Source organism: Maribacter polysaccharolyticus (assembly GCF_028882255.1).
Taxonomy (GTDB): domain Bacteria; phylum Bacteroidota; class Bacteroidia; order Flavobacteriales; family Flavobacteriaceae; genus Maribacter_A; species Maribacter_A polysaccharolyticus.
Genome location: NZ_JARBUY010000003.1, coordinates 349305 through 364206, shown reverse-complemented (window position 1 = coordinate 364206; position 14902 = coordinate 349305). Strand labels below are relative to the sequence as shown.

Annotated in this window: 11 protein-coding genes; 6 read left to right on the top strand and 5 right to left on the bottom strand. The window is 43.2% G+C overall.

All coding sequences use genetic code 11. The features are described from left to right. Positions 1 to 376 precede the first annotated feature (376 nt). From PHU20_RS11145 to PHU20_RS11135, 3 genes are read left to right on the top strand one after another with little or no spacing between them, the layout of a single operon-like run. Complete coding sequence (locus tag PHU20_RS11145; RefSeq protein ID WP_274825450.1) at positions 377 to 1249, top strand: UDP-2,3-diacylglucosamine diphosphatase; 873 nt, start codon at positions 377 to 379, stop codon at positions 1247 to 1249. A gap of 6 nt (positions 1250 to 1255) precedes the next feature. After that, positions 1256 to 2269: a glycosyltransferase family protein gene (locus tag PHU20_RS11140; RefSeq protein ID WP_274825449.1), complete on the top strand. Its 1014-nt coding sequence runs from the start codon at positions 1256 to 1258 to the stop codon at positions 2267 to 2269. After that, on the top strand, positions 2266 to 3636 hold the full coding sequence (locus PHU20_RS11135) for a GH1 family beta-glucosidase (RefSeq protein WP_274825448.1): 1371 nt from the start codon (positions 2266 to 2268) through the stop codon (positions 3634 to 3636). The genes PHU20_RS11140 and PHU20_RS11135 overlap by 4 nt, the downstream gene beginning before the upstream one ends. A 198-nt stretch (positions 3637 to 3834) precedes the next feature. Here PHU20_RS11135 and PHU20_RS11130 read toward each other — a convergent pair whose 3' ends face one another. The 3 genes from PHU20_RS11130 to PHU20_RS11120 are packed head-to-tail and all read right to left on the bottom strand — an operon-like array spanning position 3835 to position 5864. Further along, positions 3835 to 4527: an SCO family protein gene (locus PHU20_RS11130; RefSeq protein ID WP_274825447.1), complete on the bottom strand. Its 693-nt coding sequence runs from the start codon at positions 4525 to 4527 to the stop codon at positions 3835 to 3837. Next, entirely contained in the window at positions 4502 to 5107 is a 606-nt protein-coding gene (locus PHU20_RS11125) for a toxin-antitoxin system YwqK family antitoxin (protein ID WP_274825446.1), read from the bottom strand. The genes PHU20_RS11130 and PHU20_RS11125 overlap by 26 nt, the downstream gene beginning before the upstream one ends. A gap of 7 nt (positions 5108 to 5114) precedes the next feature. Beyond that, on the bottom strand, positions 5115 to 5864 hold the full coding sequence (locus PHU20_RS11120; protein ID WP_274825445.1) for a YHYH protein: 750 nt from the start codon (positions 5862 to 5864) through the stop codon (positions 5115 to 5117). Between the two features lie 464 nt (positions 5865 to 6328). Between PHU20_RS11120 and PHU20_RS11115 the strand changes: the two genes are divergently transcribed. Both PHU20_RS11115 and PHU20_RS11110 read left to right on the top strand, forming a co-directional pair. Next, the gene (locus PHU20_RS11115) at positions 6329 to 7360 is read left to right on the top strand and encodes a sensor histidine kinase (RefSeq protein ID WP_274825444.1); all 1032 of its coding nucleotides are present in this window, start codon (positions 6329 to 6331) and stop codon (positions 7358 to 7360) included. Next, on the top strand, positions 7347 to 8030 hold the full coding sequence (locus tag PHU20_RS11110; protein WP_274825443.1) for a LytR/AlgR family response regulator transcription factor: 684 nt from the start codon (positions 7347 to 7349) through the stop codon (positions 8028 to 8030). The genes PHU20_RS11115 and PHU20_RS11110 overlap by 14 nt, the downstream gene beginning before the upstream one ends. Positions 8031 to 8094: 64 nt before the next feature. Here PHU20_RS11110 and PHU20_RS11105 read toward each other — a convergent pair whose 3' ends face one another. Both PHU20_RS11105 and PHU20_RS11100 read right to left on the bottom strand, forming a co-directional pair. Further along, complete coding sequence (locus tag PHU20_RS11105) at positions 8095 to 10734, bottom strand: MGH1-like glycoside hydrolase domain-containing protein (protein ID WP_274825442.1); 2640 nt, start codon at positions 10732 to 10734, stop codon at positions 8095 to 8097. Positions 10735 to 11089: 355 nt separating this feature from the next. Further along, a complete protein-coding gene (locus PHU20_RS11100; RefSeq protein WP_274825441.1) occupies positions 11090 to 11983 on the bottom strand; it encodes a DUF4382 domain-containing protein in 894 nt (297 codons plus the stop codon). A 297-nt stretch (positions 11984 to 12280) separates the two neighbouring features. Between PHU20_RS11100 and PHU20_RS11095 the strand changes: the two genes are divergently transcribed. Next, positions 12281 to 14797, top strand: coding sequence for an Ig-like domain-containing protein (locus PHU20_RS11095; protein WP_274825440.1), 2517 nt, complete (start codon positions 12281 to 12283; stop codon positions 14795 to 14797). Positions 14798 to 14902 lie beyond the last annotated feature (105 nt).

Sequence of the window (14902 nt, the reverse complement as noted above, 5' to 3'; positions counted from 1 at the left end):
ACTTCCAAGCCAACAAATCCCCAATACATTGACGATAATCACTAAACCCTTTATGGAACGGCAAGCCCATGATACCGGGGGAAAACAATATTCATGAATATTATATTGAAAATAAATTTTTGAAGGTTATAAGATGGTTATTTCATGCCGTGTAAGAAGTATATTATTAAACTTCGCTTAACCAAACATTAAAATCGATTTTACAGAAGTATCGAAATTTATTCGAAACCTTTGTCCTGGTTGAAGTCATGACAATGAAAAAAATTTCGGTTTCGCTTACAACTTTACTGATCGATCTTCTCCATATTCGATCGGTTAGCTACGCCCCTGCCTTTAGAGGTGGGAAAAAACAACAAACCAATCCGACCCTTCTTAAATGAAAAAAAGACCTGTGGATATAGTGGTCATTTCCGATGTACATCTCGGCACCTATGGTTGCCACGCCAAAGAACTCCTAAAATATTTAAAGTCGATCAAACCATCCCATGTCGTCCTCAATGGTGATATTATCGACATTTGGCAGTTTAGCAAACACTACTGGCCCAAATCGCACATGAAGATCATAAAGCTCCTGTTGGAATGGGTTTCCAAGGGGATAAAGGTGCAATACATTACCGGCAACCATGATGAAATGCTCCGTAAATTCGTGGGTTTTAAAATGGGATCGTTCAGTATCGAAAACAAAGAACTCCTTAATGTCCATGGTAAAAAGGCCTGGATTTTCCACGGCGATGTTTTTGATGTTACCATGCAACATTCCAAATGGATCGCAAAACTAGGGGCCATAGGGTACGACTTTTTGATCTTACTGAACAGTGCCGTGAACTATATTTCTAAAAAAATGGGTAAAAAGCCCGTTTCCATGTCCAAGAAAATAAAAAACGGGGTAAAGTCTGCCATTAAGTTCATCAGTGATTTTGAACAGACCGCCGCGGATATCGCCATTGAAAAAGAATTCGACTATGTGATCTGTGGACATATACACCAACCGGTCATTCGAAAGGTAACTACGGCCAAAGGCTCCGTAATGTATTTGAATTCGGGGGATTGGATCGAAAACCTTACGGCCTTGGAATATTCCAAAGGCCAATGGGAATTATATACCTACGATAAAGATATCGCCATACATTCCCGGGATATGGAGGTTATGGAACCCACCGAATTACTAGGTAAAAATGAGCTTTTTGAACGAATGATGCTCGAATTCAAAACCTTTTCCGTAACCGGCAATACCCTAAAAACCAAGTAAGCCCTCATGAAAATATTATATGCCATTCAGGGCACCGGTAATGGTCATTTAAGCCGGGCCCGCGACATTATACCCGAAATCCACAAAAAAAATGTTGCCCTCGACATTTTGGTCAGTGGCAGCCAAGCCGATGTTCAAATACCTTATCCCATTAAATATCGCCTAAAGGGCTTGAGTTTTGTTTTCGGGAAAAAAGGTGGGGTAGATATGTGGCGAACCTATCTGAAATTAAATTCGGCCCAATTACAAAACGAAGTCAAACGTCTGCCGATTTCCGATTACGATTTGATCATCAATGATTTTGAACCCGTTTCGGCATGGGCCTGTAAATTAACCCAAAAGGATTGCATTGGTTTTAGCCACCAAGCAGCGGTAATCGCCCCCAATACCCCGAAACCGACAAAAAACGATCTTTTAGGAAAGATGATCCTAAAAAAATACGCGCCTACGACACAATCGTACGGCTTGCATTTTAAGGCGTATGGCGAAAGGATATACACCCCCATCATACGTAAGGAAGTACGGGAATCCACAAAGACCGCTGGTGATTATTATACGGTGTACCTACCGTCTTATGGTGACGAAAAGATATTGAAGGTATTGTCGAAACTGAAAGGGGTAGAATGGCAGGTTTTTTCCAAACATACCGATACGGACTTCTTTTATAAAAATATTACCGTTCGCAAAATCAACAATAAAGCCTTTGTACACAGTATGGCAAATTGCAAAGGTATCCTTTGCGGTGCCGGATTCGAAACCCCTGCAGAGGCCCTGTACTTAGGTAAAAAGTTAATGGCCATACCCATGAAGGGGCAATATGAACAACAATGTAACGCCAAGGCACTCGAAGAAATGGGCGTCCCCATTTTGAAATCGCTGAAGATGAAACATTTCGAAACCTTACGCCATTGGGTAGATACCAACCATAAGACCGAGGTTTTTTATCCGGATATCACCGCTGAAATTGTCGATCGCCTTCTACAAGAAGCTCCGATCGGCCAAAAGTATCATTCGATTTGACAAAACCACTGGCTTCGCTTACCGATTTTGATCTACATAAAAGGGATTTCGGTCCTGAATTTATCTGGGGGGTTTCCACCGCCGCTTATCAGATAGAAGGTGCCCATGATAGCAATGATAAGGGCGAATCGATCTGGGACCGGTTCACCCTCAATACCAAGAACATCCATCTTGGGCAAAATGGCCAAAAAGCCTGTGACTTTTACAATCGCTATAAGGAAGATATTCTTTTGATGCGATCCATGAACATCCGGCATTTTCGATTTTCCCTATCTTGGTCAAGAATAATGCCTGACGGTCAAGGCACTTTGAGTACCGCCGGCATTGATTTTTACAATCGGGTAATCGATTTTTGCCTGGCCTGCGGCATCACCCCTTGGGTCACCCTTTACCATTGGGACCTTCCACAGGCCCTTGAGGAAAAAGGGGGATGGACCAATAGGGACATCCTGAATTGGTTCGAAACCTATGCCATACATTGCGGACAGCTTTTCGGGGATCGTGTAAAACACTGGATGGTATTGAACGAACCCATGGTTTTTACCGGGGCAGGTTATTTTTTAGGTGCCCATGCCCCCGGAAAAAAAGGGCTAAGCAATTTCTTGCCTTCGGTACACCATGCAACACTATGCCAGGCATTGGGCGGGAGGGCGCTGCGAAAGGTTGTCGAAAATGCCTGTATCGGCACCACCTTTTCCTGCTCACAAATTAGTCCGTACTCCTCAAGAAAAAGGGATATTAAAGCGGCGAAAAAGGCAGATGCCCTATTGAATCGTTTATTCATAGAGCCCAGTTTGGGATTGGGTTATCCTTCCAAAGACCTTAAAGTATTAAAGCGCTTGGCGAAGTACCAAAAACCGGGAGACGAAAAAAACATGGTTTTCGATTTTGATTTTATCGGTATCCAAAATTACACCCGGGAGGTGATCAAATACAGTTTTACCGTCCCCTATCTTAGGTCTAAACTGGTACATGCCACGAAACGCAAAGTACCCACTACGTTGATGGATTGGGAGGTGTACCCTAAAAGTATCCATACCATGATCTCTAAATACAATGCCTATGAAGGGATCAACAAATTGATCATTACCGAAAATGGAGCTGCTTTTGAGGATAAGGTCGTACATGGGGAAGTTGATGACCGGCTAAGGCTGTCCTATCTGCAGGCCTACATAAAAGAGGTATATAGGGCGAAGAAGGAAGGCTTGCGTTTAGACGGCTACTTCGTATGGACATTTACCGATAATTTTGAATGGGCAGAGGGCTATCGCCCCAGATTTGGATTGGTATACAACGATTTCGATACCCAAAAAAGAATCGTCAAAAGCTCAGGGAAATGGTACAAGGAATTCCTGGTCGACCCCTAAAACAAAGAGGGACAAAAAAAGCCAATGTCACCATCAGCTTTAAACTAAACTAACTCATATAAAGAACGTTTCCTCCTTAAAAGGAGGCCCTACAAAAGTATAGATCATTGGGAGTTAGGCGGTTAATTTACCTTAAAGCTTAGGTTAAGCTATTGTCGCCGAACGAACCTTAGTAATCCCTTGAAAATCGGCCTTGGATCATTCCATGATCAAGGCGTTCACATCAAGGACCAATTGGGCGATCGACGCCCTATTAAGACCATTGTAAATTCCCCGTATGTGCCTGTTCTTGTCAATAAGCAGGAAATTCTCGGTATGTAGAAAATCGTTTACATCTTTGGGAACTCCTAAATCATTTTCCACGAAATATTGATTTCTGCCCAAATCGTAGATTTCGGATTTATCCCCGGTGACCAAATGCCATTTATCGGCCAGCACCTTGTTTTTATCCGCATACCTTTTAAGGACGGAAACCGAATCTATACTCGGTGTGACCGTATGTGAGAGCAATAACACCTCAGAGGTTTCCTTGAACTCTTCCTGTACCTTGATCATGTTTGCCGTCATTTTAGGGCAAATTCCCGGGCAGCTCGTAAAAAAGAAATCGGTGATATAGATCTTATTCTTAAACGTATCCTGGGTAACCGAATCCCCAAGTTGGTTCACCAACTTAAAATCGGGAATTTTATGAAAAGCCTTTTCTTCTTCACTATTGGGAAGCAACCAATGGGGGGTAAAAGATCCGTCATTGTAATAGGGTAAATGTACCACCGTATTGGTCATCCCTGTCTTGGCCTCCCTATTGTCCTTTCCTTGATTACAACCCATAACCAAAAGGAAAACGGCCAATAGCCCGACTAGGGCCTTATTTTGATTTGACGACAACTTCATCTTCCAACTGATAACATGAATTCGCCCTTCGCATCCCGAAGATGCGCCCGTCTTTGGCCTCATAGTTCACATATAATTTTCCGTTCTGCAGCCATGCTTTTTGCAAGCCTTGTTCCTTACTGTTGACCAAATGCCGTTCTTTGGCCAATTGCCCATTGGGGTACCATTCTTTCGCAATACCCTCCAATGTTCCGTTTACGTAGTGCGATTCCGAAGCCAATACCCCATTTTCCCACCAGGTCCTATACCTGCCTACCAATCGGTTTTGTTTATAATGGGATGCTATCCTAAGTACACCGTTCTCTGACCATTTTCTTGCCACACCTTCCCTTTTCCCTTGGTAATAACCAAGCCTTTCGCCCAAGGTATCGTTTGGGTGGTATTTTAAGGAATACCCATTAAAAGGTTTGCCCTGATAATACCACTTCCCCTCTATGGGACGGAGTTCCAATGCGCTTTTAAGCACCTCAAAATCGGTAATTGCGATCGCATCGTCTGCCTTGGCCTTATCTCCCGAAGCATCTTTACAACCGAAAAAGGAAAGCGGTATGATCAATAAGTAAGGGAAAAAAAGTTTCATGATCGATCTAGTAACCTTGAAAGGGTCCGGCAAAGGCCAAATAGGATCCTGTAGTGGAATAGACCTCGTTGATAATGTGATAGTGGTACTCCGCTTCACCGTCGGTGTACTGGGTGGTTGATGTATGTCCGCCAGAAGCATCCAAATCGGTAGGGTAAGTCCCTGTTGAATTGCATTTTCTTCCATAAAGGAAAATCCCATCAAGTAGGATCCCCACTAAATTCCCATCATCATTGGAAAACGCCTTGGGCTCTAAATGATAATGGTATACCCCAGGACCAATATGGGCACCGGTCCAATCCAAACTGGCAGCTGCCTGATCCAAGGCCCCAGCCCCTTCTTGGTCATTGAAAATAGATGATCCGCTTACCGCTATCCCGATCGTATTCAATTCGGTTTCTACCGTATTACCCGTTAAATCGGGTGTTGCATCGACCCTTATGGTGGTGGCATTGTTGTTACTTGACATGATACTCGGGGTAACCGCCACATCGGGCTCTTCGATATAGAGGTCGTTACCTTCCCCCCAATATACGGTTTCATGGTTTGGCAGCCCCGTAGTTTCTATGACCACTTCCGAACCATCCAAATAAATGGTCGTGGCATCGGAATTGAATGCCGCAAATGCCGCATGCAATTCCGTTACAACCGTATCATCTTCACTAAACTCCACATCATCGGTACTATCAGTACTACAAGCCGTAAGACCAAAAAAGCACGGGGTTAAACCAAACAACATCAACACTAAATTTTTCATATGCAAAATGTCTTTTATATTAATAATCATATTCATCAAACCTACTTTATCCTTAGGGTCGCAACACCCTCCTTACCCAAAAAAATCATGTAAAACAGTGAATTACAACCCCCCTTTCGACCAGCATGGTGGTGGAAACATCGGGCTGATCGGCATTTACCGCCTATGTCAAAAACAATATCCCCAAACTTAAAATCCTCTTGCACATTCAACTCTTTTTTATGCCTTGTAAATACCTATTGGACTTGGGTAATTTTAGCAAGGATGATAGCGACCACCACCATTAACGCCTCCATATCGTTTTCACAAAGATGCATAATGCCCTCATGGAAATGGAGACCATTAAGTGATCGGTCCATAGTTTTCAGCGAATACCCAGCCTTGGTCCGTTAGCGTTCCTTTTAGGTAGTCTTATGCCCTTCTTGCCGATATTTGGATAAAAAATATTTCTCTTTATTTGCAGTATGAAGCGAACAAAGCGATTTCTATTCCATATCTTTTTATGGTTTGCCATATGGCTCATCGCCTGGATGGTCATCCCTGATAATGATAAATTTATAACGGATAACGGACCCTCGTTTTTAGTACAGATCGTGATTATAGGTGTTTTGATATTTTATACAGCACCGGCCCTCTTGTTCAAAAAGAAATATGTTCTTTTTATCGCTGTCTCCTTGGTACTGCTATTGCTCTGTGCAGGAATCACATCCGATTTGTTCATGGCACCATCCGGAACACCCCCTCCATTTCTACAAGAACCTCCTCCGGGAAGGCGACCTGCTACCCCCCCAAAGTTCCTTATCCAATTTTTGGTACTGGCCATTGCGTATTTAATAGCCACTTTCGTAGAAACCTTTATTTTCGCACAACAGAAAGAGGAGGAAACCATTCGGAATAAGAGTGAAAACCTGGCGACCGAATTGAAATTATTGAAGTCCCAAATCAATCCGCATTTCCTGTTCAATTCACTCAACAACATCTATGCCCTATCGGTAACCGACTCCGATAAAACCCAACAAAGTATCAGTACCTTGTCGAACATGCTCCGTTACGTACTCTATGAATGTGAACAGCCATTTGTACCTATACGGAAAGAGATCGCCTACATCGAGGACTATCTAAAAATGTTTGCCTTAAAAAGCAGTAAACCTTATCCGATAACGACGAATTTCAGGATATTGGATAAAAATATTTTTATTGCCCCGATGCTATTGATCCCCTTTGTTGAGAATGCCCTTAAACATGGTAATATTGAAAAAATAAACAATACTTTTTTAAGGATCGATTTATATACCGATGCCAATGAAGTCATTTTTAAAATCGAAAACAGCGTTCCTGAAACCCCGTCACAAAAGGATGAGGTAGGCGGCATAGGGATCGAAAATGTAAAAAAGAGGCTGCATATCCTCTACCCCAAAAAACATAAGTTGGTTATTAAGGATGATTCGGCTACTTTTAAGGTGCACTTGAAGTTTTATTTGAATGGCCAAGATTAAATGTCTAATCATTGACGATGAGGAACTGGCAAGGACCTTACTAAAGACCTACATACAAAAACTGGATTCCCTATACTTGGTGGATTCCCTTGAGAACCCCCTAAACGCGTTGCAGACCATTAAAGACCACGACATCGATCTGTTGTTTTTGGATATTCAAATGCCTGAATTGAAAGGAACCGATTTCGCCAAATTATTGCCCACGGGCATCCATGTCATTTTTACCACCGCTTATTCGGAATATGCCTTGGAGGGTTATGAACTCAACGTTCTTGATTATTTAGTGAAACCGATCACTTTCGAACGCTTTTTAAAGGCCGTGAACAAAGTGCAGATCAAGTCCGTACCCCCACCCTCGAATGAATTGGATACCTTGACCGTAAAGTCGGGCTATGACCTTCACAAAGTTAAATACCAAGATATCCTATTTATCGAAAGTGATAGCGAATATGTGATCTACCATACGGCCCAAACAAAAATATTGAGCAATCAATCCTTAAAGAAATTGGAAGAAAACCTACCGGCCGATTTGTTCATGAGGGTACACCGATCATTTATCGTCAACCGTAAAAAGGTGACGGCTTTAAAGGGTAGGGATTTGATCATCGGCGATCATCGGATACCTGTCAGTACGCGCTATTATGATTCAGTCAAGGAAAGATTATTCTAAAAGCTGTCTTTTTTTGTAATCGTCATCGCATTGGCAAAACCAAAAACGACATGGATCATTAAAATTACTTTTTTGCACGATTGATCTCCTCGATCAGATTGGCCACCAATGCCGTCCAGCCCGTTTGGTGGGAGGCCCCGACCCCACGGCCATTATCGCCATGAAAATATTCGTAGAAAAGAATAAGGTCCTTGAAATGTTCATCGGTATAATGATTTTTGTGCAAGGCATGTATAGGCCGATGGCCTTTTTCATCCTTATCGAACATCGCAATCAGCCTTTTGCTGATCTCAAACCCTATTTCCTTTAAATTCAAATAGTTACCACTTCCTGTAGGGAATTGGTATTTGAGGTCATTTTCATAATAGTTGTGATATTCTTTTAAAGTACCGATAAACAGATAATTCATTGGCATCCATATGGGTCCCCGCCAATTGGAATTGCCCCCGAATAAATTTGTTTGTGATTCGGCAGGTTCATAGGTGATTCCATAAGTGGCCCCATCAATCTCAATGGAATAGGGCTTTTCATGCGCCTTGGAAAGGGAGCGGATACCATGATTCCCTAAAAATTCCGATTCGTTCAACATGCTCTTGATCAAAATATCCATACGCTTTTTGGGCACCAGGGAGAGCAATACATCCTTACCCGCGGCATAATCTTCGATAACCTGGTATTTGGCATTTTCCTTACGGTATTTACGAAACCACTCCATACTTTTACGAAAACGGGGTAATTTGTCCAAGGTTTCCTTTCTAATGTTCAATACTGCCGCAAGGGATAACAAGCCCGAAATGGAACGGACCTTGATGGGTATCGACTGTCCATTGGGCAAGATCAACGTATCGTAGAAGAATCCTTCATTCTCATCCCAAGATCCAGGGGCTCCTTCCTTAAGTTTGTTCAAGGCTTCGGCAATGAACACGAAATGACCAAAGTATTTGATGGCCATATCCTCAAAAGTTTCGTCCTCAATGGCTATTTCGAGGGCCATTTCGAGCATATTAAGACAATAGAGCGCCATCCAGGAAGTACCATCGACCTGTTCCAGAATACCTCCTCCCGGAATTCCGTTACTCCTATCGAATACCCCGATATTATCCAAACCCAAAAATCCCCCTTCGAAGATATTCTTATCGAACCGATCCACGCGATTTACCCACCAGGTAAAATTGAGCGCCAATTTATTGAACATCCGTTTTAAAAATTTCAGATCCCCTTTTCCGGTGCTCCGTTCCTCAATTTGATAGATATGGATGGCTGCCCAGGCCTGTACGGGAGGATTCACATCGCTAAAATTCCATTCATAGGCAGGAATCTGTCCATTGGGTGCCATAAACCATTCCTTAGTGAACAGCAACAACTGTTCCTTGGCAAAATCGGGATCTATCATAGCGAAGGTAACACAATGGAAGGCCGAGTCCCAAGCGGCAAACCAAGGGTATTCCCAAGTGTCGGGCATCGAGAGGATATCATGGGTGCGCAAGGTTTTCCAATTGCTATTCCTTAAATATGCCCGTTCAATTCCCGGCAATTCATCATTCGGATCGGGATGCAACCATTTTTCCACCTCGTAATTATAGTATTGTTTCGTCCAAAGGAGTCCGGCAAAGGCCTGTTTTTGGATTTCCCGTTGTTCTTTTGAGGATTTTTGTGTTATCCCCTTGTAAAATTCCTCCGATTCTTCTTCCCTATCCGAAACAACGGTATCGAAATTTTTATCAAAAGGTGTTTCCAGGCGTCCTTTTACCAATCTCAACTTAACGGTTTGGGTTTCCCCTGCTTTCAACTTCAACCTGTAGAGTGGTGCGAACTTGGTTCCTTCCCCTTTCTTTTTGGCCAGCGAATAATCATCTTTGATGACCACATCATGAAAAAAGTCTTTTTTATAGGGATGGTCATTTTCATCACCGAAAATCCTTTCCCGATTCGTTTCGTTTTCGGTAAACAAAAGTTCGGTTGGCTTCTCGAAATAAAGGGTATATTTCCCAACGTAGGAATGGTTTATGGTAACATGGTCCGGATATTTTCCTTTTTTGATAATGGGTTTTTCTTCCATTTCACCGAAACTCCAGAAATTGCGTATCCACAGCGTAGGCATTAAATAAACCGGTGCTGTCTTGGGTCCCCGATTAGCGATCGATATCTTTATCAATACATCTTCCCCATCGGCCTTGGCGTATTCCGTAACGACATCAAAGTATTCATTGTTGTCAAAAATCCCGGTGTCGAACAGTTCATATTCCAGTTCTTCTTTGCCCCTTTTTTTGTTCTCCTCTACCAGTTTTACGTAAGGGAACTCATTCTGGGGATATTTGTACAGGTGTTTCATGTACGAATGGGAAGGTGTGTTCCCCAAATAATAATAAAGCTCTTTTACATCTTCCCCATGGTTGCCTTTTGGTCCGGGAAGCCCGAACAAACGTTCTTTTAGAATGGGATCCTTTCCGTTCCAAAGGGTTATCCCGAAACAAATGTTGCAATACCGATCGGAAATACCCGCAATACCATCTTCGCCCCACCGATAGGTTCTACTCCTGGCGTGATCGTGTGGGATATAGTTCCATGCATCACCATGTGCACTGTAGTCCTCACGTACGGTACCCCATTGACGTTCACTTAAGTAGGGACCCCATTTTAGCCAATCTTTTTGTTTTGAGTAATGCGCTTTAAGTCGCTTGAGCTCTTCAGATTTTTCTTTCATAGCAATTGTGAAAAGAAATGAATATAAGGTAAAGTTAAAGTTTTGGAAGGGTTATATTACCTTTCAGTACCTCATATTTTCAACAAGCCTTCCCCCAATGGAGGCTAAAAAGAGCTTTGTTGCTCACCTATTTAAGGAATCAACCAACTTAATATACTATGAATGGATTACGGTACCCAACTTCAAAATAAGACTAACATAAAATGCCAACAGTCTTAAATTACGTGGATAAAAAAAATTACCAGGTTAGGAACATTGAAAAAGCCATTCTTACGAATGGCCCTTCCGATGTTCATTAATGGACACAAACCAAGGTTTCCTTGTTGGCGTCCCAAAATTTCATAAAAACAAGGGTTTAATTCCCCGTTTCCGGTTCCGTTGCGATAAGTTCAAAATCTTGAACGGTCTTATTGGCCGCAGTAATGGTAACTTCCTCGACAGTCTCGGAATCGTACCCTTCCAGGTCTACGGACACGTCATAGCTTCCAGCCAAAAGTCCCATGACCATATAAGAACCCGTCTCGTCGGTAAACGTGGTGGTATTCAAGGTGTCGGCAGCCATAACCGATATCTGCGCCCCTTCCAGGCCTACGGCGACTTCCTCTTGTATGGTGGTCACGCTACCTATTAGGCTTCCGGCGGTAGAAAGGTTACAGGCTTTGATGACAGGTTTAAAATTAAATCCGGTGATACCGGCCAAAACCTTACTGTTTCCCTTAGCTACAAAAGAATTGCTTACATCAAAATCCAGCAGCAAGTCTGCACTCAATCCACCAACAACAGTCAGTCCTGGCTTAATAAATACCTTTATACCGGTCTGTTCGCCACTAGGAACCTTTAAGTCGTATGTCGTACCATCGGTCAGGACCACATTGACCCCCTTTACATAGACCCGTACCAAATCATAGGTACCCACGGGGACTTCTATATCGGCAAGATTTTCAGTAACACCATTGGTGAGCTCCAAAAGGTTTACTTGGATTTCTTCCTCCATGAGTACAACAAATGGTGAATAACTTTCATCGGATTTTTCCGTTTCCATAGCAGTATCGGATGCCAAATCCTTATTACGGGCATCCACCTTAAAGATAGTAACATTGGCCTCGGCCACCAGATCATGCGGAAAAGGGGCATCGGTCAATTTTACCGACATTCTTCCTATATCCGAACCTGTATCGTTACTATCCGAACAACCGATGAACATCGCCAAAGATGCCACTAAGCATATTGAAAAATTCTTGACTCCCATAATTCCTGATTTTTTTGATTAAAATGTTTATTTAGGTTATGCCCATGAGTTAATGGGCCTGACCCTTACAACAATACAATATTCATGAAACCCTACCTCAAAACTTGATTTTCTTGAATTTTTTCGATGAAATGCATGTTAACACCAGATTTTCAGACCACAAGTCGTTAGGCACAGACCGATATTAATGTCCATTTCACAACAATATTTTTAAATTTCCTCGAAAAAGAGCCATCTTTCGAACAATACTCAGTCCAACTCCAAAGTGGCGTTAAAATCCTTTGGCAACTATTGCTCATGAAAAAGCCCACTATAGTCCATATTCGTACTTTAGGGAATGGTATCCGGTGTATTCTTTATAAACTCACCCCGTTATTCCTGTTATTAATGCTCACCGTTCCTATCTATTCCCAAACAGGAACTGGGGCGAATTTTGGCATTGAGGCAGATGCCTATTCCGGAGATATTATTTCTGGGATTACTTCAGATGACTGGTTTCACAACGGAGGAGTATTATCTGCAGGGGTAATTGATGAGGCCACGGCGGTTTCCAATGGGTACGCCGGCCAATTATCGGCAGGTAACAACATTGCATTCGATCTAAGGCAGAGCATTCCAAATTATGCATCCAATTCAGGTTATATCTGGTACAGTTCCCGCTACGGCAGGGATTATGTCAATTATTCCTCAAATGACCAGACTTCTTTCGCTGGTGGTAAGAACGGGGACAACCCTGAGACTTCATGGCCAGTGGTCAGTGGCCCTGTTCCCAACAAATCGGATATTGTCGACACTGGAGTACATATGCGAAGGGATGGCATCAATGTTACGGATGACCTGTGGGTAAACCTAATGATTTCTACCTTGTCCTCTTCCGGTAATCATTTTGTCGATTTTGAACTCTTTGTTTCTGAGTTGGCCCAATCGGGTTCGGGGTTTACCAACAGTGGTAGTCAAGAAGGCCATACGGCATGGGAATTCGATGGCAGCGGTAACGTTACCCAAATAGGGGACATGATCATCGGTTTTGCCTATGGTGGCGGTGGTGTTTCAGGGGTGGAAGTGCGGTTATGGGTAGACCGTTCCGTATTCAATTCCGGGACTTCCCCTGGAGGGACATCCACTTTTACGTGGGGTTCCAATATTGACGGTGGGAGTACCTATGGTTATGGAGAGATCGTAGTGACTTCAGGAGCCCTTTTCAGCAATGTAAATACCTTTTCCACTACTGCTCCACCTTGGGGAACCACCAACACCTCTGGCTATACCAACACGTATAATGCGGGCTATATGGCAGAGGTAGGGATAAATTTTACCCAATTGGGATTTGATCCTAGGGCATTGTTCGGTACTTCCGCGGCATGTGATTCCCCGTTCAGTGCAGTACTTTCCAAATCCAGGGCTTCGTCTTCCTTTACCTCCAATCTAAAGGATTTTGCAGGACCCTATGATTTTTTGGGAAGCTCAGCGGGAACCCAAGTGAACACTACTTTAGTTGCACCCTCTAGTTTTGATTCCTGTACATCCGGTGAAACAAGGACGATACAGGCGGAATTTACTTCTACCACCGCCGAATATACCTGGTATTCCCTTACCCCTGGGGTTGTCTTTCCCGCAAACGGACTTTCAGAAATATCCGGAGTAGGAATGGATAATGTTTTAATAGACACCCCTGGAGATTACCAACTGGGTATTGCGCCACTTTTGGGGTGTACCCCGACCACCGACCCGGCGGATATTATAAGTGTTAATGCCAATCCCTGTGCGACAGCAGACACTTTCAATGCCACTGAGAATACGACACTGAACGTTTCCGCAACAGGAATTTTAGCCAATGATACCGATATGGAGACTAATGATTTGTTGACGGTTAGCACCACTCCCATAATCGATGTGTCTTACGGGACATTGACCTTGGCAGGCGATGGAAGTTTCACTTATGTGCCCGATCTCGGTTTTACGGGCACCGATACGTTTACTTATGAAGTCTGCGATGACAGCAATTCGAATTTATGTGATACCGCAGTGGTCACCATCACGGTATTCGATGATTATGATGGTGATGGAGTCAAGGATATCGATGACCTTGATGATGACAACGATGGTATTCCCGATACGGTAGAATCCAATGGTAACGATCCGACTGCAGATCCCGACAGTGATGGAACACCGAATTATCAAGATGCGGATTTCTGTACCTTGAACACTTTTTCAATATGTTCCGATTTGGATATGGACAATGATGGTATTCCGAATCATTTAGACCTTGACAGTGATGGAGACGGTTGTTACGATGTGTTGGAAGCTGGGTTTACCGATGATAATAACGATGGCCTTTTGGCAGACCTACCCACTACCGTGGATGGTAATGGCCAAGTCACCGGTTCCAATAAAGTCGATGGTTATACCGCACCGACAGATGCAGATAGCAGTGGTACGGCGGATTATCTCGAATCGGGAGCTGCACCTACCATCACAACACACCCCTCCGATGTTACGGCCTTTGCAGGATCGGGAGGCAATTTCACCGTTTCGGCCAACAATGCAAATGCCTATCAATGGCAGTTAAGCACTGATGGGGGAGTGACTTTTACAGATTTGACGGACGGGTCCCTATATTCAGGTTCTTCAACTGCTACCTTGACATTAAGTACAACGGACTTATCCATGAACGGCTACCAATATAGGGTAGTGGTACAAAATTCCTCTTTTATCTGCGCATCTCCGGTAACCTCCAATGCCGCAACGCTTTCGTTAAATGTACGGACCGTGATTTCCAATAGAAGAATTACCTATCGGGTCAAAAGTAACTAGGGATGTATAGCCTTGGTGACTTCCCGTAGAAAAATACAGTAGCTATAAAAGATCGTTGTACTTGGTAATAAGTCCCGCATGGAACATCATTTATCCCATGTGCCC

Excerpts from the sequence above, each read along its gene's own strand:
- PHU20_RS11115 (WP_274825444.1), top strand. The coding sequence starts at position 6,329 with ATGAAGCGAACAAAGCGATTTCTATTCCATATCTTTTTATGGTTTGCC.
- PHU20_RS11120 (WP_274825445.1), bottom strand. The coding sequence starts at position 5,864 with ATGAAAAATTTAGTGTTGATGTTGTTTGGTTTAACCCCGTGCTTTTTT.
- PHU20_RS11095 (WP_274825440.1), top strand. The coding sequence starts at position 12,281 with ATGAAAAAGCCCACTATAGTCCATATTCGTACTTTAGGGAATGGTATC.
- PHU20_RS11110 (WP_274825443.1), top strand. The coding sequence starts at position 7,347 with ATGGCCAAGATTAAATGTCTAATCATTGACGATGAGGAACTGGCAAGG.
- PHU20_RS11125 (WP_274825446.1), bottom strand. The coding sequence starts at position 5,107 with ATGAAACTTTTTTTCCCTTACTTATTGATCATACCGCTTTCCTTTTTC.
- PHU20_RS11140 (WP_274825449.1), top strand. The coding sequence starts at position 1,256 with ATGAAAATATTATATGCCATTCAGGGCACCGGTAATGGTCATTTAAGC.
- PHU20_RS11100 (WP_274825441.1), bottom strand. The coding sequence starts at position 11,983 with ATGGGAGTCAAGAATTTTTCAATATGCTTAGTGGCATCTTTGGCGATG.
- PHU20_RS11130 (WP_274825447.1), bottom strand. The coding sequence starts at position 4,527 with ATGAAGTTGTCGTCAAATCAAAATAAGGCCCTAGTCGGGCTATTGGCC.
- PHU20_RS11145 (WP_274825450.1), top strand. The coding sequence starts at position 377 with ATGAAAAAAAGACCTGTGGATATAGTGGTCATTTCCGATGTACATCTC.
- PHU20_RS11105 (WP_274825442.1), bottom strand. The coding sequence starts at position 10,734 with ATGAAAGAAAAATCTGAAGAGCTCAAGCGACTTAAAGCGCATTACTCA.